Origin of the sequence: Streptococcus agalactiae (assembly GCF_949788565.1) — a bacterium.
In the GTDB taxonomy this organism is placed as follows: Bacteria; Bacillota; Bacilli; order Lactobacillales; family Streptococcaceae; genus Streptococcus; species Streptococcus agalactiae.
This window is the reverse complement of the sequence record NZ_OX460931.1, coordinates 247501-267102: the sequence shown is the minus strand read 5'-3', so window position 1 is coordinate 267102 and position 19602 is coordinate 247501. Positions and strand designations below refer to the sequence as shown.

The window sequence follows — 19602 nt, the reverse complement described above, 5'->3', positions numbered from 1 at the left end:
AAACCTTTCTGTTTTTAACAACTAAATTTAAAATTGTTCGTCTTTGATATTATAACATAAAATACGTAAACGTTTTAACAATTTCTGGAGGGATTAAAACCATTCAATTAAGTAATGGGATTAATTGTCATAAATAAGTGAATCTATTTCCTGTAGTTCTCGCTCTGAAGCACCTTTATTAAGGCAATAGGTTAGTTTGGCTTTATAAGGTCTTGAGTGACTCTGATAAATAACCATATCAAATCCCTTTCCTTCGTCATAAGGTTCGACTTGAATAGAATTATTACCAGAGAAATGTTGTCGAATGCGATATTCCAACAATGACTGTTCCACAGCATTACCTGTCATATCTAGACCAATCCTAAAGGGCATTTTTTGACTATTTTTCGAGAAAATAAGCAATTCCAACAAATGTAAAGTCAGCAAAGAACAACCATCTTCTGTTAAAGGTCTAATTCGATTAACATTTGCAATAATCTTCTTTGAAATATGATGCAACTTATCCCTCATATTATGATCAATAAGTCGATACGTTTGTTCTAAATCAGGTTGTTCAACTAAAATATGACCTTTAAAGAAATAATAATGGCTATATAACTGACCAAGTTGGTAAATAACCTGATCTGATGTCTCGTCAGCTAAAATACTCTCCTTTTTAAAGTAGATGATTGTTTCGGTTACACAATCAATAATCGGGCCTCCAAATCCCATGATGTATTCCATTGTATTGATTGGTAAAATATTTTGTGAATGTAGAAAAGCAAAAGTTGCCAGAACTTCTCCTTCCCTATACTCAAGAGCAAAACGACTCATATACAAAACTAAGGCTGCGTCTAACCGTTTATAAAAAGCATTACATTGATAATGTTTCACAATAGGCTTGAGATTATCAGATATTTTTTCCATAGCAAGGAGACGATGATGACAAATACTAAACCAAAGTCCCAGATTTTGATGAGCTTCTCGAGTTAAAGTATGTTGAGCCAAGCGCTCTATTAATAGAATTAATGAGTCTAAGTCTAATTTCTTTATCATATTTTGGCACTTGTCATAAGACCATAGTTGCTTGAATAATTCATAATAAAAATAACGCCATTGCAATTCATCACCAATCTGTTTTCCTTGTGAAATAGCAATATCAAATTCCGCTAACAATTCATTGAGATGAGCAAGATGACGATTTAAAGTAGCCTCACTAACCATCAATTCTTGAGAAAGACCAACGATTGTGAACTGACGCTGATTAAATAAAGATATTAAGATAGTGTATTTAATACTATCTTTCATCAGAGCTTTCAACACTTCTTGATTGGATAAGTTATAATCCTCTTCTAAAAATAACTTATCCTTATAATAAACGATTCGACAATTAACTTTTTCTTGTTCAAAGTAGCTATTAAGATTATTGATATATTTAAGCAAAGTTGCTCGACTTAAACCAGTTTCTAATAAAGCTAACTTCAGTGCTATTGCCTGAGGAGAGCCTCTTAAAAAAGAAAGTAGCCGATATTGAACACGCCTTTCTTTTTCCATTAGAGCTTCTATTCGCATAGCCCAATCCTCTTTTCATAAAGGTTGATAGCTGCTTGATGCAACATATAAGCCATCTCAGATTCTCTAGCTGTATAAATGAAATCTTGAAAAGCCAGATCAAAATCTGTCATATCACACGATATAGCTTGAACAAGCTGATTGGCAGTAGCCAAACAATTTTCCTTTGAGATTAATTGAGCCCCCAATAAATGGCCCGTTTTTTGGTTAGCAATCAATTTTATCCTTAAATCATACTGTTCTTTAGGGAAATAAGTAACACTAACGGTATCCTCGTAAAGACCAGCTTCCAATTCAGTTAATCCAATGTTAGCTCTATAATAGCCAAAGTGTTTAGATCCTGTAGCGCGTGTTATTTTTAATTTTGGAACAGCATGTCCCGATAAATGGTATGCCAACATTTGTGCCGAACGGATTGCTTGGTTAATTAAGGGCATATAATAAGCACTATTAAGACCTTTAAAATACGACCAAATCAAATCGCCAATAGCATAGATATTAGGGTCACTCGTTTGGAAATAATCATTTACAACAACACTATTATCAACACTTAAATCAACCAACCCAGTTAAAAGACGACTATCCGGACGAAAATTAACAGCTAATATGACAGCATCAACTGTAAAGGTGTCTCCTGTTAGCGTTCGCAAACAAAGTTTTTCTTCTCGGGTTACAGTAATTTTCTCAACCTTTTGATTTTGGAAAAAATGTAGTTTTGATTCAGCCATCGCATCAAGTAAAGGAAGGGACATATCAGGATCTGTATGCCTGAAGTCTGGTCTTTCTTGAGCTTCTAACAAAGTGACCGCCTTCCCTGATTCATGTAAACTATAAGCAATATCTAAACCGATGATACCTGCCCCAACAACTGCTACCTTATGACTTTTATCTAATACCTGCTTAGCATTTTGACTAGTTGCATAAGTTTTTGTTGTTAAAACACCTTGCGCATCAGCCCCATCAATATAAGTTGATTCTGCTTGGGAGCCCATGGCACAAATCAATTGATCATAATAGACAGAAGAACCATCTGATAACATTAATTCCCTATCTTCTTTATTAATTTTCTCAACTTTTAGACCAAATAGACAGCGTATATTCTGCAACCGTTGCTCTTCTTCTGTCTGCCACATGGCCTGATTTAAACCACTAATTTCGTGACGATAATACCAATTTAAGCCATTTGGAACATAATCTGGATGAATTTCTTTATCAATCAAAACGATATCCCAATTAGGATTTAATTGGCGTAATTTCTGCGCACAAGTCATACCAGCAAAAGAAGCTCCTAAAATGACAATTACTTTATTTACATATTTTTCTGTCATAATTACTTATTATAACAAAAGAAGTTATTTTTGAAAACGGTAACAAAAAACTGAGACCATAAAGTCGGTCTCAGCATCAAAAATCTCTTACATCATAGCAAATATTAAGGCTGCTAAAATAGCTCCTACCATAGGTCCTACTATCGGAATCCATGAATAAGTCCAATCAGAATCACCTTTGTTCTTCATCGGTAACAAGGCATGCAATAAACGAGGACCAAAATCACGTGCAGGATTAATAGCATAACCTGTTGTTCCACCGAGCGATAGACCAATCCCAACCACTAACATACCAACACTCATCGTACCAACTCCTGGAGGCATATTGTATTTTCCGATGGCAAAAATAGTAAGTACAAGAACAAGTGTTCCCAATACTTCACTTAAAAAATTGGAAAAATTATCCTTCAAAGCCGGACCAGTTGCAAAAGTTCCAAGGATGTCTGCTCTATTTTCTGCAGCCTCATAATGGGGTCTAAATTGCAAATAAACAAGAAGTGAACCTAGCATTGCACCAATAATCTGTGCAATCATATAAAGAATAGCTGTTCCCCAAGCTAAATCACCTTTGATCGCAAAAGCTAATGACACAGCTGGATTCAAGTGGGCAGGGCTAATATTGCCAGATACCAACGCTGCAATAGCTACAGCAAGTCCCCATCCAAATGTGATAACAATCCATCCAGAATTATGATTCTTCGTTTTAGGCAAAACAACACCTGCTACAACACCATTACCAAGTAAGACTAAGAGAGCTGTTCCTAAGAATTCTCCAAAAATATCCATTATTATCTCCTTCAATTATCCTTCAAAGCTGCCAAGTCATTGTCTTTTAGAGTCTCATGTAATTCTTCTTCATAGAAAGTTTTGTCTTGATCAGACCATTGATAATGTTTAGCCATCTCATCAATAACAGGCTGAATCAAAGAATCTAAATTATCTCTCATGAAAAGCATATGGTTCGTACGTCTTAAGAAGAAATCCGTTGGGCTAAGCGCCATTTCATAATCCATAGCATAGTGAAGTGACAACGTTTCTACCAAGCTCAGACCTTCTGCTTCTGTAATTTGGCGTGTCAATGCAAATAATTTTGGTGCATTTGACCCATAAAGGTTAGCAATATAACGTGCATCCTCAATACTTAAACCACTTAGTGTGCCCAATTGAGCATAAGCTTCAATTTCAGAATCAACATTAGATGGGTTAATCTCTCCTCCTGAAACAGGATAGGTTTTAGAATTGATTAGTTTAAACTTGCGATTATATTCTTTATCCAAAATGTTAATAATAGTTTCCATGGCACCTTCTGCCATTTTTCGATAATCAGTAATTTTACCACCAGCAAGTGTTAATAGGCCATTATCATCACGCTCAAAACTTGATCCTCGAGAAACAGCTGATGGGTCCAATTCTTTTTCAGAAGTACTAGATTCTACATGAGAAATAGCTTTTTCAACATCCTCACGATGATTTTTATGTGCAATATAATCTTTAACGGAATCAATTAATTCTTCAAAACTTTCATCGCTTAGTTTTCCACTATTGCCTCCATTATAGTCAGAGGCACTATTCCCTGATAGTAGTGGACGCAAACCTGCCCATGAACTCTCAATATCATCAATAGTAAGCTCTGCTTCTGGGAAGCGTTTGTTTACAATATTAAGGAGGTAGTCAACATCTTCTTTAGTTACCGTAGGATGTTCTAAGTCTCCATGGTAATCAGTATCTGTAGTTCCAAAATAAGTCTTATCTTCACGTGGCAAAACAAAAATCATGCGACCATCATTCAGGCCTGTATCAACATAAACAGGTTGAGAAATATTTAATTTTTGGCGATCTACAACTAAGTGAACTCCCTTAGTTGGACGTAATTGATGAATTTGTTTACCTTCATTGGAGAAGTTGCGAACGGTGTCACTCCAAGGTCCAGTTGTATTAATAACAAGCCTAGCTTTTATATCGATAACTTGGTCAGTCAACAAATCACGCGCACGTACTCCTATAATTTGATTGTTGTCATCAAATAAGAAGTCCTCAGCTTTGACATGACTGGCAATATAAGCTCCATCCCTATTAGCGCGTTTAATATTTTCAATCACTAGGCGTGCATCGTTATTACGGAAATCTAAATAGACCCCTCCGCCTAGCAAACCTTCTTTTTGTAAATCAGGCTCACGCTTAAGAACATCTTCTGCGCTTAAAACTTTATTGGCTGCGGGTGTGTTTGTCACACCTGCTAATAAATCATATAAATCCATAGCCACTTTAAGGCGAAACATACTAAAAGTAGAACCCGGCTCATCGTAAACCGGTAAAAGCATTGGATCTGGCTTAGGAATGTGTGGTGCAATTTGCTGCACGACTGCACGCTCTGATACTGTATCAGAAACAACTTCTACATCAAATTGCTTCAAGTAACGAAGACCACCATGGACCAATTTTGTTGAGCGACTACTTGTCCCTTCTGCAAAATCTTGCATTTCAATAAGTCCAGTATCTAATCCACTAGCTGCTGCTTGTAAAGCGACACCAGCGCCTGTGATACCCCCACCTATGATAAGTAAATCCAGAGTACGATCTTGCATTCTTTGTAAGGCTAAACGTCGTGTTTCTCGTGAAAATTCCATCTCTACACCCCCTTAATCCTCTTGAGCAAATACTTGTGTCGCTTTGACAGCTTTTCTCCACCCTTTATACAGTTTTTCTTTTCGAGACTCATTCATTGTTGCTTGGAAAAGTTGTCCTGTTGCGTTCAGTTCTTTTAGTTCATCCATACTTTCCCAATAGCCAACTGAAAGTCCGGCTAAGAAAGCTGCACCCAAGGCAGTAGTTTCAAGGTTCTTCGCACGAGCAATATCAATCCCTAAAATATCCGCTTGGAATTGCATTAATAAATTATTCATTGCAGCTCCACCATCTACACGAAGTTGTTGGATATCAATTCCTGAATCAACTTGCATAGTGTCAATAACGTCTCGTACTTGATAAGCAATTGACTGAAGTGTAGCTTTAACAAAATCTTCTTTACTTGTCCCACGAGTTAATCCAAATACTGACCCTCTAGCATTTGAATCCCAATACGGTGCACCCAAACCTGTAAAAGCTGGAACCACATAAACCTCATCGTCACTTGTTGATGATTGAGCAAGGCCTTCTGACTCACTTGACGTTTCAATCATTCTAAGACCATCACGTAACCATTGAATAGCGCTTCCTGCAATGAAGATTGATCCTTCAAGTGCATAATGAACCTTACCATTAATGCCGTAACCAATCGTTGTTAATAGATTATTTTGAGACAGTTGCATCTCTTCGCCCGTATTCATGATAATGAAGGAACCTGTACCATAAGTGTTTTTTACCATACCAGGTTCAAAGGCCAACTGTCCAAATAATGCTGCCTGTTGGTCACCAGCCATACCAGAAATTGGCACCTCTCCACCGTAAAAATGGAATGGAGTAGTTTTCCCATAAACTTCAGAATTAGATTTTACTTCTGGTAACATTGCTTTAGGAATATTTAGTAACTCTAAAATTTCATCATCCCATTTAAGTTCTTTAATATTATAAAGCATCGTACGAGCAGCATTTGAATAGTCTGTAACATGGACGAGACCATCAGTTAACTTCCAAACTAACCAAGTATCAATTGTTCCAAAAAGCAACTCTCCTTTTTCAGCACGTTCCTGTGCTCCAGGAACGTGGTCTAAAATCCAACGAACTTTTGTTGCTGAGAAGTAAGCATCAATGACAAGACCAGTTTTTTCATGAATCATGTTAGTATGACCTTCTTGCTTCAATTGATCAGCAATCGGGGCTGTTTGTCGCGATTGCCATACAATAGCATTATAAATTGGAAGACCTGTTTTTTTATCCCAAACAACAGTTGTTTCACGTTGATTGGTAATCCCAATAGCCTCTATCTGTCCAGGTTTGATGCTTGATTCAATAAAAGCTCCAGCAATGACAGATTGAACAGAATTCCAAATCTGATTAGCATTATGCTCTACCCAGCCTGCTTGAGGAAAAATTTGGGGAAATTCTTTTTGGCTACTCGCAATTTTTTCACCTTTTTTATTAAAAATAATTGCTCGAGAGCTTGTTGTTCCCTGGTCAATCGCCATAATGTATTTTTCTTCTGAAGACATAAACTTCCTCCTTAAAAGTAAGCGTTTTCTTTTTGTAATTCTATTATACCTAAATCAGTCTATCCTGCACTATCAAAAATTTAATATGCTCCTAAAATTTTTGATAAGATATCATCAATAACACCAAATTAGCCAAATAATAGCTAAATCAATAATCATTCCGATATACCAAACTAGTCTGAAATACCATTTAGTCGTTTTATGACGAAAAACTTCTCCACCTAGGAATGCACCAAATCCCCCTAATAATAAACTCTCTATCATCAATGTTTTCTCACTAATACGCCATGCCCCTCTAATTGCACGCCTTTTATCAATAGCATAGGTTGCAAATACTAAAATATTCCATAACAGTAATGCTAATAGTAATTCAATCATTATTTTTTCCTTCCTAATAAAAAAGGCGAGACAAAGATTATCTTTTGCCCCACCCAAGTGTTGACTTTAATCTAAAATTGTCTCACCATTAAGAATTTGGATCATCCAAACTACGACCATGTAGTCCTTTTTCTCTCTGGACTTGACGAAGTTTTTCCGGGGTAACATCATTGCCCTCATCATCCACTAATTTAATTCCTTCAACGTGGTGACGGACTGATCGGCGGAAACCTTCAATATACTCTTCACGGAGCTTTGCTTGTTCAACCTTCTCTTCTCCGGTCAATCCAACTGTTTTTTTCTTTTTTGAAAGCTCGTTAATACGAGCAATTTTTTTAGGATCCATAAAATGCCTCCTTATTTTGTGTTTAATAAGTTAAAAGCAGCGACTGTTCTTGCCTTTGCAACAAGGCTATTGAGTAAAGCCAGACGATTTTGTTTCATTTTTTCATCATCTGTCATTACCATTGTATTATCAAAGAAATCATTAATAATTGGACTAAGTGCGAAAAGCTTATCTAAGTTGTCATGCATATCCTCAGTCAGTTCAAGTGACAAAATAGCTTGATATAGCGCCTTCTCTTGATTATTTTCAAACAATGAAGAGTCCACCAATACAGAATGAGTAACTTTTTCAGCTAAATTAAATGCACGTGACAAACTTTCAACGGAAACTTTATATTGAGCATCCTTGCTCTTTTGCACCAATGCTTGACTAGCTTCTAGAATAAGGCTAACAATATAAGTGTCTGATTCTAAAACGGCTTCTCGAATATCTTTAGGGACCTTAGAGCCAATCATCTTTTCAATACGAGCTGAAATAAAGGCCATGACCTCTTTTTGATTAGCATAATCCAAACTAGCAAACGATAGACCATAAAGGTTAGTTACTAATTCATCAAGTGGGATATCCCAACCAAAAGCTTCCAAAATACGGACAATCCCCTGAGTAGCTCGACGAAGAGCATATGGATCATTTGAACCACTTGGAATCAAACCAACTGAGAAGAATGAAAGTAAGGTGTCAAATTTATCAGCTAAAGCTAGAATTGCACCAACTCTGGTTTCTGGAAGCTCTCCATCTGCAGATGTCGGCATATAATGTTCACGTATCGCTGCTGCTACTGCGGGCTGTTCCCCTGCAAGTAAGGCATATTTCTCACCCATAATACCTTGTAATTCATCAAACTCATCAACCATTCCAGTTAAGAGGTCAAATTTATAAATACTTGCAGCTCGAAGCACAGCTAATTTTTCTTCATCAGAAAGATCTGCCTTCTCAGCCAAATATTGTGAAATAACTTTTACACGATCCATATGTTCATAAAGTGAACCAATTTTTTCATGGAAAGTTACTTGTTTTAATTTCTCAACTAAATCTGCAATATTAAGTTTCTGATCTTCTTGCCAGAAGAATTCACCATCTTCAAGACGAGCCACTAAAACTTTTTCATTACCTTTTATAACATTTTCGATATGCTCAGCATTTCCATTACGCACAGAAATAAAGTTTGGTAACAATTTTCCATCCCTGTCGCGAACAACAAAATAGCGTTGATGATTTTTCATTGAAGTGACTAAAACTTCTTCAGGTACATCAAGGTATTTCTCGTCAAAAGAACCCAAGAATGCTGTCGGATACTCAACTAAATTAAGCACTTCATTTAGTAAATCTTCGTCAATTTCAACTGAAATATTTTTCTTTTCTTCGATAGCATGAATTTGATTAACAATCATTTGCTGGCGTTCTTTTGCATCAGCAATAACAAATTGTTGTCGCAAGTCATCTTCATACGAACTGGCAGATGAAATTTCAGTGTCAGAACCCAAGAAACGGTGTCCTCGACTAATACGCCCTGAATGAATATCAAGGAAGTCTAGCTCTAAGGCTTGATCATCTAATAATACCACTAAAGTGTGAACTGGACGAATATATTCAAAACTATTATTTGCCCAATGCATGTTCACTGGGAAAGTCAATTCTGTTAATACCTCTGTCACACTCGCTAAAACATCAATCGCACTTTTTCCAGTTTCATGCTTAGTGACATAAACATATTCTTCTCCCTTAACTTCACGAAATTCGATATCATCAACACTTAAACCTTTTCCGCGAACAAAACCTTGGGCTGCTTTAGAAAAATTCCCTTCTGCATCCAAAGCAATTTTCTTAGAAGGACCCTTGAAATCTTCTGTTAAATCTGTCTGCTGGTCTGCCAATCCTTTCACACGAACAGCCAAACGACGTGGAGTTGAAAAAGTTTGAACAGTTTCAAATGATAAACGATGATCCTCTAAAAACTTGACCATTTTTTGGCCCAATTGCTTCTCACTCGGTGTCACAACATAAGCTGGCAACTCTTCAAGGCCAAGCTCCAATAATAAATCTTTAGTCATTTCCTACTCCTTACTGTAAAACGCTTCAAATGCTTCTCTTAAATCCTGATTCATCTTATCAAGAACAACTTGCCTATCTAAAATATCGGTACCTTCTGCACGAACAACACAGAAATCATCAAAAGCCATAAAATCTTTAAAGATAGCTTTTAAATAATGAACAGGAAATTCATATGGACTATACTGTCCTTTAGAATAAATAGAACCCGCAGATTCTAACATAAGCAGACGATAGTCATCTGTCATTAATCCGACTGAACCATTTTCAGTGTACTTGAAAGTCTCACCTGCAATAAAAATATTATCAATATAAGTTTTTGCTCTAGCAGTCACATTGTAATTGTGCATTGGAGAAACAAAGACAATACGGTGATGTGACTTAAACTGTTCAAGTAAATCTTTAGAGATTTTAGCTTGAACAATCTCATCGGCTGTTAATTCCAAACCCTTTCTTTGTTTAGACCAAATCGAAAGTAGTACTTCTTTCGTAATTTCTGGCAAAACACAATCATATAAATTTAAAATAGATAACTGATGGTTAGGAAAATGCTCATTATAAAGTTCAATAAACTTTTCTTGTAGAATAGTTGTAAATGAGTACGGATTCGAAAAATCAGGATGACTATTAACAATGAGTGTGTTCATTAGTCTTCCTCAGCAAGTAATTTGATACGAGTTTCCTCATCCAAAAGTGGGAAACCAAGTTTTTTACGTTCGGCAACAAAGGTTTTAGCAACAACACGTGCTAAATTCCGGATACGTGCAATATAGCCTGCACGCTCAGTAACAGATACTGCTCCACGTGCATCTAATAAATTAAAGGTGTGTGAACATTTAAGGACGTAGTCATAAGCTGGATGAACAAGTCCTTCTTCTAAAGCACGTTTTGCTTCTCTTTCAAATTTCTCAAAGTTTTCAAGTAACATTACTTGGTCTGATATCTCAAATGAATATTTTGAATGCTCATACTCTGGCTGAGTAAAGATTTCACCATATTTAACACCTGGTGCCCACTCAATATCATAAACAGAATCTACCTCTTGAATATAAGAGGCTAAACGCTCTAGTCCATAAGTAACTTCAGAAGTTACAGGACCTGTTTGAAGTCCACCTACTTGTTGGAAATAAGTAAATTGTGTTATTTCCATTCCATCAAGCCAAACTTCCCAACCTAATCCAGCTGAACCTGTAGATGGATTTTCCCAGTTATCTTCAACAAAACGGATATCATGCTCAAGTGGATTGATACCTAGTAATTCCAAAGACTTCAAATAAAGTTCTTGAATATTTGACGGCGAAGGCTTCATTACCACTTGAAATTGATGATGTTGGTAAAGACGGTTTGGATTTTCGCCATAGCGGCCGTCAGCTGGACGACGTGATGGTTCAACGTATGCAGCATTCCAAGGCTCAGGGCCTATAGCACGTAAGAAAGTATAAGGGCTCATTGTCCCTGCTCCTTTCTCATTATCATAAGCTTGCATTAACATACAGCCTTGGTCATTCCAAAACTGTTGTAAAGTTAGAATAATTTCTTGAAAAGTTAATTTCTTAGACATCATTTTCCTTCTTTCACACTTTATTACAGCTGTTGGGAAGGTGACAACAATTGACTTAAAACGGACAAATGATAAAAACCACGTCCTACACCACCTATGCCCAACAGCACAGGGGCGTCAAAGACGCGGTTCCACCCTAATTTATTACTTCATTTTTGATTGTACTTTTACTCACTAAAAAGTGCCAATATTCATCCTATTCTACCCAACTTTCACTACCTTGAGCTCGCTAAAAAAACAGCTGATGAACACCTCTTCTTACTGAGACAGTATAACAAAAAATGACTTTTATGTCTACTATTTATCTTATTCTTAAGATACCCTAGACTTTTTGATTCCATTTGGAATAATGATCGTTTTTAATAATAAGTTTTCTTCACGAATTCTTAAATAAATAACAAAAGCATAAATTGGCAAGACAAATAATGCTGTGTATTTAGCATGACACAATAAAGTTACACCTAAAAGTTCAGGAGCAATATTTAAGAAATAGTTAGGATGCTTAACAACCCTAAATAACCAGTGATCTACAAATTGATGATTTTTATCTACCATTAATTTCACTGTCCAAATACGACCAAGTAAACGTGTTACTGTATGTAACATAAACACAGAAAAAATCATCAAGCTAAGCCCGATTACGCTAACAAAATTAAAACTTGCTTTTGTTAGAATAGCCTCAGTTACAGATGAAAAATAAATGATAATATGAAGAACTGTGATTGCTTTTGAAACACCTACACCATATTCTTTAGCACCATTTTTTCTTAAGGCCTTTTCATTAGCTATAGATAGCTTTAAATAAGCTAAACGAATAATAAACATAGCGGCCATTAACCCAATAATAATTGACATTGTAAACTCCTATTGTTTTGTATTATATTACAACATTATAAGAAAAAATAGTTTTATTGTCAAACTATATTTCATTAAAAATTAATAAATTAAAAAGAACTAGTAAAAACTAGTTCTTTCAAGATTGCCAACGTTTTTCCCCATCAAGGTATGTTGCAACTAAATCTAGATGTTTATCTAATACAATAAAATCCGCTGCATAACCTTCTTTTATCTGTCCACAGACATTATCAATGCCTACAGACACTGCCGGAACATAACTCGCCATACGCACTGCCTCTTCCGGAGTAGCAATTCCCCATTCTACAACATTTTTTAATCCATCTTTGAGCTTAAGAATAGAACCAGCTAAATTACCTCCATCTTTCAAACGCGCAGTTCCATTAGACACAACCACGGGCAATTCCCCTAACATATAATCTCCATCAGGGGCACCTCCAGCTGCCATACAATCTGTTATTAATGCCACATGATTATGGCCTTTTTGTGTCATTAAAATGTCACAAGCAACAGGATCAACGTGATGACCATCGCAAATGAGTTCGGCATAGGTATTAGGTAAATTATAAACCGCACCAACCATACCTGGTTCTCGGTGTGTCAAACCACGCATACCATTATACGCATGTACCCAAACTGAGGCACCCGCCTTCACTGCCTTTTTAGCTTCTTTATATGTCCCATTAGAATGACCTAAAGCTACCGTAACACCTTGCTTTGTGATTGCTGAGACAAATTCCTCAACTCCCTCACGTTCTGGTGCCAAAGCAATTTTTGTAATCAAGCCTTTTGCAGCCTTCTGCCATTGAGCAAACTCTTCCAAGTTTGGATTTCTCATATAAATCGGATTTTGAGCTCCTTTATATTCCTCAGTAAAATATGGTCCCTCAAAATAGATGCCTTGAATTTTTGCTCCTTGTTCTTTGCCCGCTACTGCCGCAACTGATTTAGACGCCTCTTCTAGTCGCTTTGTATCTGAAGTTAGGGTTGTCGGCAAGAAAGATGTGACTCCAGTAGATAGTAAGCCAGCACTCATTCGCAAAATTCCTTCTGAATCACAATCCATAACATCAGCGCCAGCAAAACCATGAATATGTGTATCAACTAAACCAGGTGCTATTTGGTAACCTGAATAATCTAAAATCTCCTCTTGTCCAGAAATATTTTCTATCCATTTACCAAAGTGATTATCTTTTATTTCTAAATAACCGTTTTCCTTTACATGATCAGCATAAAAGAATCGGTCAGCCTTGATGTACTTCGTCATCTTCTTCCCCCCATTCACTCTCATTATAACGCTTTAAGGTATTTTTGTAAATGGTATATACCTATTTTTTGACAAGTCATGGTTTATTCTAAGAAAGAACTGTACACTTGTTATAAACCACTTCACTTGGTTGTATTTTTAAGGTTTTAATTGCTGTTGCTCATAATTCTTTTCCTTCTTCAAAACTATCAATTGCTAATTCTCTTATAGTTTTTGATGAGAATGGCTAATTAAAAAGCATAGCAAAAAAGTCTAGTAAAACTAGACTTTCAGGATTTTACTGAGCAACACCTGTCCCATTAGTAGCAGGTACAGTACCAGTTCCTGGAGTCGGAACAGTATTGTTAACCCCTGGAGTAACTGGTGTATTATTCGCTTGCGGTTGCTCATAAGTTGGTGCTACATTCTGATTAACGTAACTAGAAGTATCCTGACTAGCAGGATTAGCTGTCCCTTGTTCTGTAGTTTCAGCTACTGAACTAGAGGGAGTTTGATTCCCAATCAAACCATATTGTGTCTTAACAGTATCAATACGTTTTTGTAAAGCTTCTTTAGATTCTTTGACAGTTAACTTATTGACTGCTGCTTCAGCTTTTAACACATTTTCTTCTGAAGGGGCTTGTTCTAGAATTTCTACTAAATCTGTAGCATCTTTGGTAGCTTTCTTATCTGCTTCGTCTTTAAGATACTTATCTTTTGCTTTCTTAAAACGTTTTTGCAAAGCTTCTTTTTTAGAAGAATTGGACAATTTATTTAAAGCAAGTTCGACATCCTTCAATAATTTTTCTGAAGGTTTCTTCTCAAATTTATCTAACATATCTTGTGCCTCAGTTAATTGAGAATCACTGACATGGTTAACACTGCTTTCTACAGTATCCATTTGAGTAGTGCCATGATCTTTAAATAAGAAAAACGTAACAGAAGCAAAAATTAATAAAATAATACTAGCAATAAGTGCTAAAAGTTCTTTTTTATCTATTTTCATACTCACTCCTAAAGTTTCTTCACATTATTATAACATAAACTAAAGGACATAAACAAACCTATTTTAGAAGAATCATCGTCTATCACTCTTATTTTCTACCGGTAACTTAGTTATATTTGACATCTCAACTACTTTGTATTACAATGTAGCTATACCAGTAACTTGTATTACAATATAGACAAGGATATAATATGATTCCATCGCAAATGCTAAAAGGATTACTTGAAGGAGCTATCCTAAAAATCATACAGCAAGAGGAGACTTATGCTTATGAAATCTCAAAAAAATTAAATTCTTATGGTTTTGGAGAAATTTCCGAAGGGACAATCTACCCCATTATCTTAAGGCTACAAAGCAATAAATATATAAAAGGACAACAAAAGCCTTCCCCTCAAGGACCTAAGCGTAAATATTATACGTTAACCAATGAAGGCGTGGAGCAATTAGCCCAATTTAAACAGAATTGGGAGTCACTTAGTAAAGCATTAAACAAACTACTCTAAAAATTGGAGAGGAAACTAGCATGGATAAACTGAAAAAATTACAAAAAGAAAATACGCTATTAGAAGGAAGAATTGATAACTCTAATAACCAAACCTATACAGATATGATTGTCTATTTGCGAGGTGCTAGCATTAGCCCCTACCATCAGGAGCTCATTCGAAATGATATTGTCAATATGTTATTAGAAGCACAAGAGCGACAAGCAAGTTTAGTTAGTGTATTTGGAGAAGATAGGCATGACTTTATAAACCAAGTTATTAAATCTACACCTAAAATCTCTAAGAAAGAAGAAACATTACAACGTTGGGATTTAGCCATTTTACTACTAACTATCCAAATGATTATCTTTTTAGGAGGATATCTCATTACTGAAGCACTTCAACAGTCAGTACCAGATCTAATCCCTATTACTCTATTAGATGTTCTTTTTGCAATCTTTATCAGTATTATTGCTGTCAAGATAGCTGATACCATAATATATGCTACATATAACTTCGATAAATCGAAAGAAAAGAAATATTTCTTTCGATATATGTTTCTAATTCTTTCGCTTATCATAGCTTATATCCTTATAGGAAAATATTATCATCTTCCTTTCATTAATATCCCCCTTTGGATTTATTTAATTATACTGGGACTTAGCTTCTCTCTTCATATCATTGTTAAAAAATACCTGAATAAACATTATTATATTGAATTTTAAAAGAGGTATAACTATATAAAAAATAAAACGACAAGGATATTCTTAGTCGTTTTATTCTGTGCCCATTTTCACGAATGCTCTCCATGCAACTGATTTTTAAGATAAAAAATTAGTTATCTCAAATAAGCCATTTTATTGACTATTATGGTATATTAACTTCCTGTCAATTCTTTTATTGACAAGCCTGTCTTTACACACTATAATATATGATATCAAATAAGTGAGTAAACACTCACTCACTGAGAGAGGAGCAAAAAGTTATCATGAAAAAAGTCATCGATTTAAAAAAACTACAAAAAGCATATGCCTCAGAAACCGTTTTAAATAATATTAATTTGGAGGTGTTTAAAGGCGAAATAATTGGATTAATAGGACCCTCTGGAGCAGGGAAATCTACCTTGATTAAAACTATGCTTGGCATGGAAAAAGCAGATAAGGGAACAGCTCTTGTTCTTGATACTCAAATGCCAGATCGTAATATTTTAAATCAAATTGGCTATATGGCTCAATCTGATGCCTTATACGAGTCTTTAACTGGCTTAGAAAATTTATTATTCTTTGGAAAAATGAAAGGTATTCAAAAAACTGAATTAAAACAGCAGATAACTCATATTTCTAAAGTAGTAGATCTAGAAAACCAACTTGATAAATTTGTCTCAGGTTACTCAGGAGGTATGAAAAGACGGCTTTCTCTAGCCATCGCCCTACTTGGAAACCCCACAGTTTTAATCCTAGATGAACCTACCGTTGGAATTGATCCATCCTTGAGGAGAAAAATCTGGCAAGAGCTAATTAATATTAAGGATGAAGGACGTTCTATCTTTATTACAACCCACGTTATGGATGAAGCAGAATTAACAAGTAAGGTTGCACTACTATTACGTGGAAACATTATTGCCTTTGATACTCCATTACATTTAAAAAAACAATTTAATGTGAGTACTATTGAGGAAGTTTTCTTAAAAGCTGAAGGAGAATAATCATGAGAATTATTGCAATAACTGAAAAGGTTATAAAAGAACTGTTTCGTGATAAAAGAACACTTGCTATGATGTTTTTAGCACCTATTTTAATTATGTTTTTGATGAATGTTATGTTTTCTGCGAATAGTAATACAAAAGTTAAGATTGGAACTATTAACGTTAACACGAAGGTCGTTTCAAATTTAGATAATATTAAGCATATTCAAGTGAGATCATTTAAATTTAACTCATCTGCTAAAAAAGCACTCAAATCAAATAAAATTGATGCTCTTATTTCGGAGGACAATAAATCTTATACTGTCTTCTATGCGAATACAGATTCTTCAAAGACGACTTTAACAAGACAAGCTTTTAAAACCGCTGTTAATACAATGAACAGTAAGGAACTGATTTCGCAAGTTAAAATTTTAGCTAATAAGAATCCGAAACTAGCACAATCCTTACAAACTCGCTCCAAATATATCAAAGAAAAATATAATTACGGAAATAAAAATACAGGCTTTTTTGCAAAAATGATACCAATACTAATGGGATTTATGGTCTTCTTCTTTGTTTTTTTAATTTCTGGAATGGCTTTATTAAAAGAGCGTACTTCTGGTACACTTGATCGACTCCTTGCAACTCCTGTTAAACGTAGTGATATTGTATTTGGATATATGTTATCATACGGCATTCTAGCAATTATTCAAACGATAGTTATCGTTTTATCAACTATTTGGCTACTAGATATTCAAGTTGTAGGTAGTATTTTTAGTGTCATCATTGTCAATTTTATTTTGGCTCTGGTTGCCTTATCATTAGGAATCTTAATGTCTACTCTAGCAAAATCAGAATTTCAAATGATGCAATTTATTCCCTTAATTATAATGCCTCAATTATTCTTTTCAGGAATAATCCCTCTAGAAAATATGGCAAGTTGGGCTCAGACAGTCGGTAAAATTCTACCGCTCTCCTACTCTGGTGATGCACTTACAAAAATAATTATGTACGGTCAAGGATTACCTAACGTTTCTTCAAATCTTCTGGTACTTCTTCTATTTTTAATTATTTTAACCATCGCAAATATCTTTGGACTAAAACGATACCGTAAAGTATAATACCATTTGAAAAGGAACTAAGTATGAAAAATAATATTATTTTTTCTATTGAACAGTATATTAATGACCAAGAGATGCCAAAAGGAAAACAAAAAGTTATTTTATCCGCTATAGAGCTCTTTGCTTCACAAGGCTTCCATGGAACTTCCACTGCTCAACTAGCTAAAAATGCAGAAGTTAGCCAAGCAACTATATATAAATATTTTGAAACTAAAGACAAGCTTTTGGTCTTTATTCTCGAGTTAATCGTACAAACTATTGGACGCCCCTTCTTTACAGAATTATCTACATTTTCTACTAAAGAGGAACTAATTCATTTCTTTGTACAGGACCGTTTTAAATTTATTGAAAAAAATAATGATCTCATTAAAATATTGATGCAAGAATTATTAATCAATAGTGAAACATCAACTATTTTTACTAAGCTAATAAATTCAACTGATCCAAACATTACTAAAATTTTCAACTGTTTAAGTGAAGGAAATTCGTTGAATAAAATGGAAATACTTCGAGCAGTAATCGGACAGTTCATTACTTTCTTTATTCAATTATATATCCTTAATATAAAGCCTGAAAATCTAGAGGAAGAACTAAAACAAATAGAAAAACAAATATTAAAATTACTGAGCTAGATAATACTTCTAAATTTAAAGAAAGCATTCAATCTACTCTACATCTCATTAAAAATACCATCGTATACTCTACTCTATCAAAAGATACATTTAAATAATTCACCATTATTTCTTGTTCATGTTCTTTAGGTAGGCTAACTGTTCTTTTTTATCATATTTTTACCTTTCTTCACTTCTGATTGCTTGCTATTTTTTACTTCGTTTGACTGACTTTTATGTTCACTATTCATTTGACAGCCTCCAAGTATCATCCCAAAAATTGATATGGGAATTAACCATTTTATATATTTTCTCATCATGTTCTCTTTTCTTAGAATATAAATTTTATATATCAAGTATATAATGAAATTAACTATTATTCACCAACATTATAAAATTAATTTTAGTATAACAAAATTTTCACGTATTCTTATAGTTTTAGTCTTAACATGTAAACAGAAAATCATTTGTATATTTTAAATGCCCTAATTAAATTAATAATTAATATTTATTATTATATAAATTCTTCTACAATGAAAAAAATAAATATATATTACAAGTAACTTTTCACAATAAATTATCTAGTAGAAAAAAGACAAGGTTTAGAAACCTTGTCTTTATAAGTATACCGGCGGCCGGGGTCGAACCGGCACGTCCGTGAGGACACTGGATTTTGAGTCCAGCGCGTCTGCCAATTCCGCCACGCCGGCTATCTTAAAACTGGGGTAGCTGGATTCGAACCAACGCATGAGGGAGTCAAAGTCCCTTGCCTTACCGCTTGGCTATACCCCATGAAAAGGCGAGTGATGGGAATCGAACCCACGAATGTCAGAGCCACAATCTGATGTGTTAACCACTTCACCACACCCGCCATATTAGAAAAAACACGGGCAGTAGGAATCGAACCCACACTGAAGGTTTTGGAGACCTTAGTTCTACCTTTAAACTATGCCCGTTTACTATGGAGAGAGAGGGATTCGAACCCCCGAACCCGAAGGAGCGGATTTACAGTCCGCCGCGTTTAGCCTCTTCGCTATCTCTCCTAAGGTATAAATGGCGCGAGACGGAATCGAACCGCCGACACATGGAGCTTCAATCCATTGCTCTACCAACTGAGCTACCGAGCCTATTGCGGGAGCAGGATTTGAACCTACGACCTTCGGGTTATGAGCCCGACGAGCTACCTAGCTGCTCCATCCCGCGATATCTTTAAAGGAGGATGTGGGATTCGAACCC

Annotated in this window: 18 protein-coding genes and 8 tRNA genes (1 of these 26 only partly in view); 5 read left to right on the top strand and 21 right to left on the bottom strand. The window is 35.3% G+C overall.

The annotated features are described in order from the left end of the window. Positions 1–120: 120 nt before the first annotated feature. The 13 genes from QOR44_RS01590 to QOR44_RS01530 form a co-directional block, all read right to left on the bottom strand. Positions 121–1551: an AcpB/EbpR/MafR family transcriptional regulator gene (locus QOR44_RS01590; protein WP_001217283.1), complete on the bottom strand. Its 1431-nt coding sequence runs from the start codon at positions 1549–1551 to the stop codon at positions 121–123. After that, the gene (locus QOR44_RS01585; protein ID WP_000137254.1) at positions 1542–2879 is read right to left on the bottom strand and encodes an NAD(P)/FAD-dependent oxidoreductase; all 1338 of its coding nucleotides are present in this window, start codon (positions 2877–2879) and stop codon (positions 1542–1544) included. Before QOR44_RS01585 ends, QOR44_RS01590 begins: the two co-directional genes overlap by 10 nt. Before the next feature lie 87 nt (positions 2880–2966). Next, positions 2967–3665 (bottom strand): MIP/aquaporin family protein, encoded by a 699-nt coding sequence (locus QOR44_RS01580; protein WP_000350763.1) that lies wholly within the window; start codon positions 3663–3665, stop codon positions 2967–2969. 11 nt (positions 3666–3676) lie between these two features. Further along, entirely contained in the window at positions 3677–5506 is a 1830-nt protein-coding gene (glpO, locus tag QOR44_RS01575; protein ID WP_000396084.1) for a type 1 glycerol-3-phosphate oxidase, read from the bottom strand. Between the two features lie 12 nt (positions 5507–5518). Continuing rightward, positions 5519–7027, bottom strand: coding sequence for a glycerol kinase GlpK (gene glpK / locus QOR44_RS01570; protein ID WP_000093527.1), 1509 nt, complete (start codon positions 7025–7027; stop codon positions 5519–5521). 114 nt (positions 7028–7141) lie between these two features. Beyond that, the gene (locus QOR44_RS01565) at positions 7142–7405 is read right to left on the bottom strand and encodes a DUF1294 domain-containing protein (RefSeq protein WP_000571501.1); all 264 of its coding nucleotides are present in this window, start codon (positions 7403–7405) and stop codon (positions 7142–7144) included. An 88-nt stretch (positions 7406–7493) separates the two neighbouring features. Then, positions 7494–7751, bottom strand: coding sequence for a DUF896 family protein (locus QOR44_RS01560; protein WP_000371297.1), 258 nt, complete (start codon positions 7749–7751; stop codon positions 7494–7496). An 11-nt stretch (positions 7752–7762) separates the two neighbouring features. Then, positions 7763–9802 carry a glycine--tRNA ligase subunit beta gene (gene glyS / locus QOR44_RS01555; protein ID WP_000159101.1) on the bottom strand — a complete coding sequence of 680 codons (2040 nt, stop codon included), beginning with the start codon at positions 9800–9802 and terminating at the stop codon, positions 7763–7765. Between the two features lie 3 nt (positions 9803–9805). Beyond that, positions 9806–10447 carry an FMN-dependent NADH-azoreductase gene (locus tag QOR44_RS01550; RefSeq protein WP_001094117.1) on the bottom strand — a complete coding sequence of 214 codons (642 nt, stop codon included), beginning with the start codon at positions 10445–10447 and terminating at the stop codon, positions 9806–9808. Then, positions 10447–11361 carry a glycine--tRNA ligase subunit alpha gene (gene glyQ, locus QOR44_RS01545; RefSeq protein WP_000038755.1) on the bottom strand — a complete coding sequence of 305 codons (915 nt, stop codon included), beginning with the start codon at positions 11359–11361 and terminating at the stop codon, positions 10447–10449. The genes QOR44_RS01550 and glyQ overlap by 1 nt, the downstream gene beginning before the upstream one ends. A 312-nt stretch (positions 11362–11673) precedes the next feature. Continuing rightward, positions 11674–12216: an isoprenylcysteine carboxyl methyltransferase family protein gene (locus QOR44_RS01540; protein ID WP_000022337.1), complete on the bottom strand. Its 543-nt coding sequence runs from the start codon at positions 12214–12216 to the stop codon at positions 11674–11676. A gap of 118 nt (positions 12217–12334) precedes the next feature. Next, positions 12335–13483 (bottom strand): N-acetylglucosamine-6-phosphate deacetylase, encoded by a 1149-nt coding sequence (gene nagA / locus QOR44_RS01535; RefSeq protein WP_000170470.1) that lies wholly within the window; start codon positions 13481–13483, stop codon positions 12335–12337. Between the two features lie 277 nt (positions 13484–13760). Beyond that, on the bottom strand, positions 13761–14468 hold the full coding sequence (locus QOR44_RS01530) for a hypothetical protein (protein WP_000687001.1): 708 nt from the start codon (positions 14466–14468) through the stop codon (positions 13761–13763). Positions 14469–14659: 191 nt separating this feature from the next. Here QOR44_RS01530 and QOR44_RS01525 point away from each other — a divergent pair, with 191 nt between their 5' ends. The 5 genes from QOR44_RS01525 to QOR44_RS01505 all read left to right on the top strand — a co-directional run bounded on the left by QOR44_RS01525 (position 14660) and on the right by QOR44_RS01505 (position 18387). Further along, positions 14660–14971: a PadR family transcriptional regulator gene (locus QOR44_RS01525; RefSeq protein WP_000613124.1), complete on the top strand. Its 312-nt coding sequence runs from the start codon at positions 14660–14662 to the stop codon at positions 14969–14971. A gap of 20 nt (positions 14972–14991) precedes the next feature. Then, positions 14992–15675, top strand: coding sequence for a DUF1129 domain-containing protein (locus QOR44_RS01520; protein WP_000359382.1), 684 nt, complete (start codon positions 14992–14994; stop codon positions 15673–15675). 263 nt (positions 15676–15938) lie between these two features. Beyond that, positions 15939–16655 carry an ABC transporter ATP-binding protein gene (locus tag QOR44_RS01515; RefSeq protein WP_000755579.1) on the top strand — a complete coding sequence of 239 codons (717 nt, stop codon included), beginning with the start codon at positions 15939–15941 and terminating at the stop codon, positions 16653–16655. 2 nt (positions 16656–16657) lie between these two features. Next, entirely contained in the window at positions 16658–17755 is a 1098-nt protein-coding gene (locus QOR44_RS01510; RefSeq protein WP_001219926.1) for an ABC transporter permease, read from the top strand. Between the two features lie 23 nt (positions 17756–17778). Beyond that, positions 17779–18387 carry a TetR/AcrR family transcriptional regulator gene (locus QOR44_RS01505; RefSeq protein ID WP_000794361.1) on the top strand — a complete coding sequence of 203 codons (609 nt, stop codon included), beginning with the start codon at positions 17779–17781 and terminating at the stop codon, positions 18385–18387. 605 nt (positions 18388–18992) lie between these two features. Here QOR44_RS01505 and QOR44_RS01500 read toward each other — a convergent pair. From QOR44_RS01500 to QOR44_RS01465, 8 genes are all read right to left on the bottom strand, one after another. Further along, positions 18993–19076 (bottom strand) — tRNA-Leu (locus QOR44_RS01500). A 10-nt stretch (positions 19077–19086) separates the two neighbouring features. Continuing rightward, positions 19087–19158, bottom strand: a tRNA-Gln gene (locus QOR44_RS01495). A 6-nt stretch (positions 19159–19164) separates the two neighbouring features. Next, positions 19165–19237, bottom strand: a tRNA-His gene (locus QOR44_RS01490). Positions 19238–19251: 14 nt separating this feature from the next. After that, positions 19252–19322: transfer RNA gene (locus QOR44_RS01485), tRNA-Trp, on the bottom strand. A gap of 6 nt (positions 19323–19328) precedes the next feature. After that, positions 19329–19409: transfer RNA gene (locus QOR44_RS01480), tRNA-Tyr, on the bottom strand. An 11-nt stretch (positions 19410–19420) separates the two neighbouring features. Then, positions 19421–19493: transfer RNA gene (locus tag QOR44_RS01475), tRNA-Phe, on the bottom strand. A 2-nt stretch (positions 19494–19495) separates the two neighbouring features. Further along, positions 19496–19569, bottom strand: a tRNA-Met gene (locus QOR44_RS01470). A 10-nt stretch (positions 19570–19579) separates the two neighbouring features. Next, positions 19580–19602, bottom strand: a tRNA-Ser gene (locus QOR44_RS01465); it runs 67 nt beyond the window's last position.

What these genes read in the sequence shown, in the direction of transcription:
- QOR44_RS01590 (WP_001217283.1), bottom strand. Translation starts at nt 1,551, where the DNA reads ATGCGAATAGAAGCTCTAATGGAAAAAGAAAGGCGTGTTCAATATCGG.
- QOR44_RS01585 (WP_000137254.1), bottom strand. Translation starts at nt 2,879, where the DNA reads ATGACAGAAAAATATGTAAATAAAGTAATTGTCATTTTAGGAGCTTCT.
- QOR44_RS01580 (WP_000350763.1), bottom strand. Translation starts at nt 3,665, where the DNA reads ATGGATATTTTTGGAGAATTCTTAGGAACAGCTCTCTTAGTCTTACTT.
- glpO (WP_000396084.1), bottom strand. Translation starts at nt 5,506, where the DNA reads ATGGAATTTTCACGAGAAACACGACGTTTAGCCTTACAAAGAATGCAA.
- glpK (WP_000093527.1), bottom strand. Translation starts at nt 7,027, where the DNA reads ATGTCTTCAGAAGAAAAATACATTATGGCGATTGACCAGGGAACAACA.
- QOR44_RS01565 (WP_000571501.1), bottom strand. Translation starts at nt 7,405, where the DNA reads ATGATTGAATTACTATTAGCATTACTGTTATGGAATATTTTAGTATTT.
- QOR44_RS01560 (WP_000371297.1), bottom strand. Translation starts at nt 7,751, where the DNA reads ATGGATCCTAAAAAAATTGCTCGTATTAACGAGCTTTCAAAAAAGAAA.
- glyS (WP_000159101.1), bottom strand. Translation starts at nt 9,802, where the DNA reads ATGACTAAAGATTTATTATTGGAGCTTGGCCTTGAAGAGTTGCCAGCT.
- QOR44_RS01550 (WP_001094117.1), bottom strand. Translation starts at nt 10,447, where the DNA reads ATGAACACACTCATTGTTAATAGTCATCCTGATTTTTCGAATCCGTAC.
- glyQ (WP_000038755.1), bottom strand. Translation starts at nt 11,361, where the DNA reads ATGTCTAAGAAATTAACTTTTCAAGAAATTATTCTAACTTTACAACAG.
- QOR44_RS01540 (WP_000022337.1), bottom strand. Translation starts at nt 12,216, where the DNA reads ATGTCAATTATTATTGGGTTAATGGCCGCTATGTTTATTATTCGTTTA.
- nagA (WP_000170470.1), bottom strand. Translation starts at nt 13,483, where the DNA reads ATGACGAAGTACATCAAGGCTGACCGATTCTTTTATGCTGATCATGTA.
- QOR44_RS01530 (WP_000687001.1), bottom strand. Translation starts at nt 14,468, where the DNA reads ATGAAAATAGATAAAAAAGAACTTTTAGCACTTATTGCTAGTATTATT.
- QOR44_RS01525 (WP_000613124.1), top strand. Translation starts at nt 14,660, where the DNA reads ATGATTCCATCGCAAATGCTAAAAGGATTACTTGAAGGAGCTATCCTA.
- QOR44_RS01520 (WP_000359382.1), top strand. Translation starts at nt 14,992, where the DNA reads ATGGATAAACTGAAAAAATTACAAAAAGAAAATACGCTATTAGAAGGA.
- QOR44_RS01515 (WP_000755579.1), top strand. Translation starts at nt 15,939, where the DNA reads ATGAAAAAAGTCATCGATTTAAAAAAACTACAAAAAGCATATGCCTCA.
- QOR44_RS01510 (WP_001219926.1), top strand. Translation starts at nt 16,658, where the DNA reads ATGAGAATTATTGCAATAACTGAAAAGGTTATAAAAGAACTGTTTCGT.
- QOR44_RS01505 (WP_000794361.1), top strand. Translation starts at nt 17,779, where the DNA reads ATGAAAAATAATATTATTTTTTCTATTGAACAGTATATTAATGACCAA.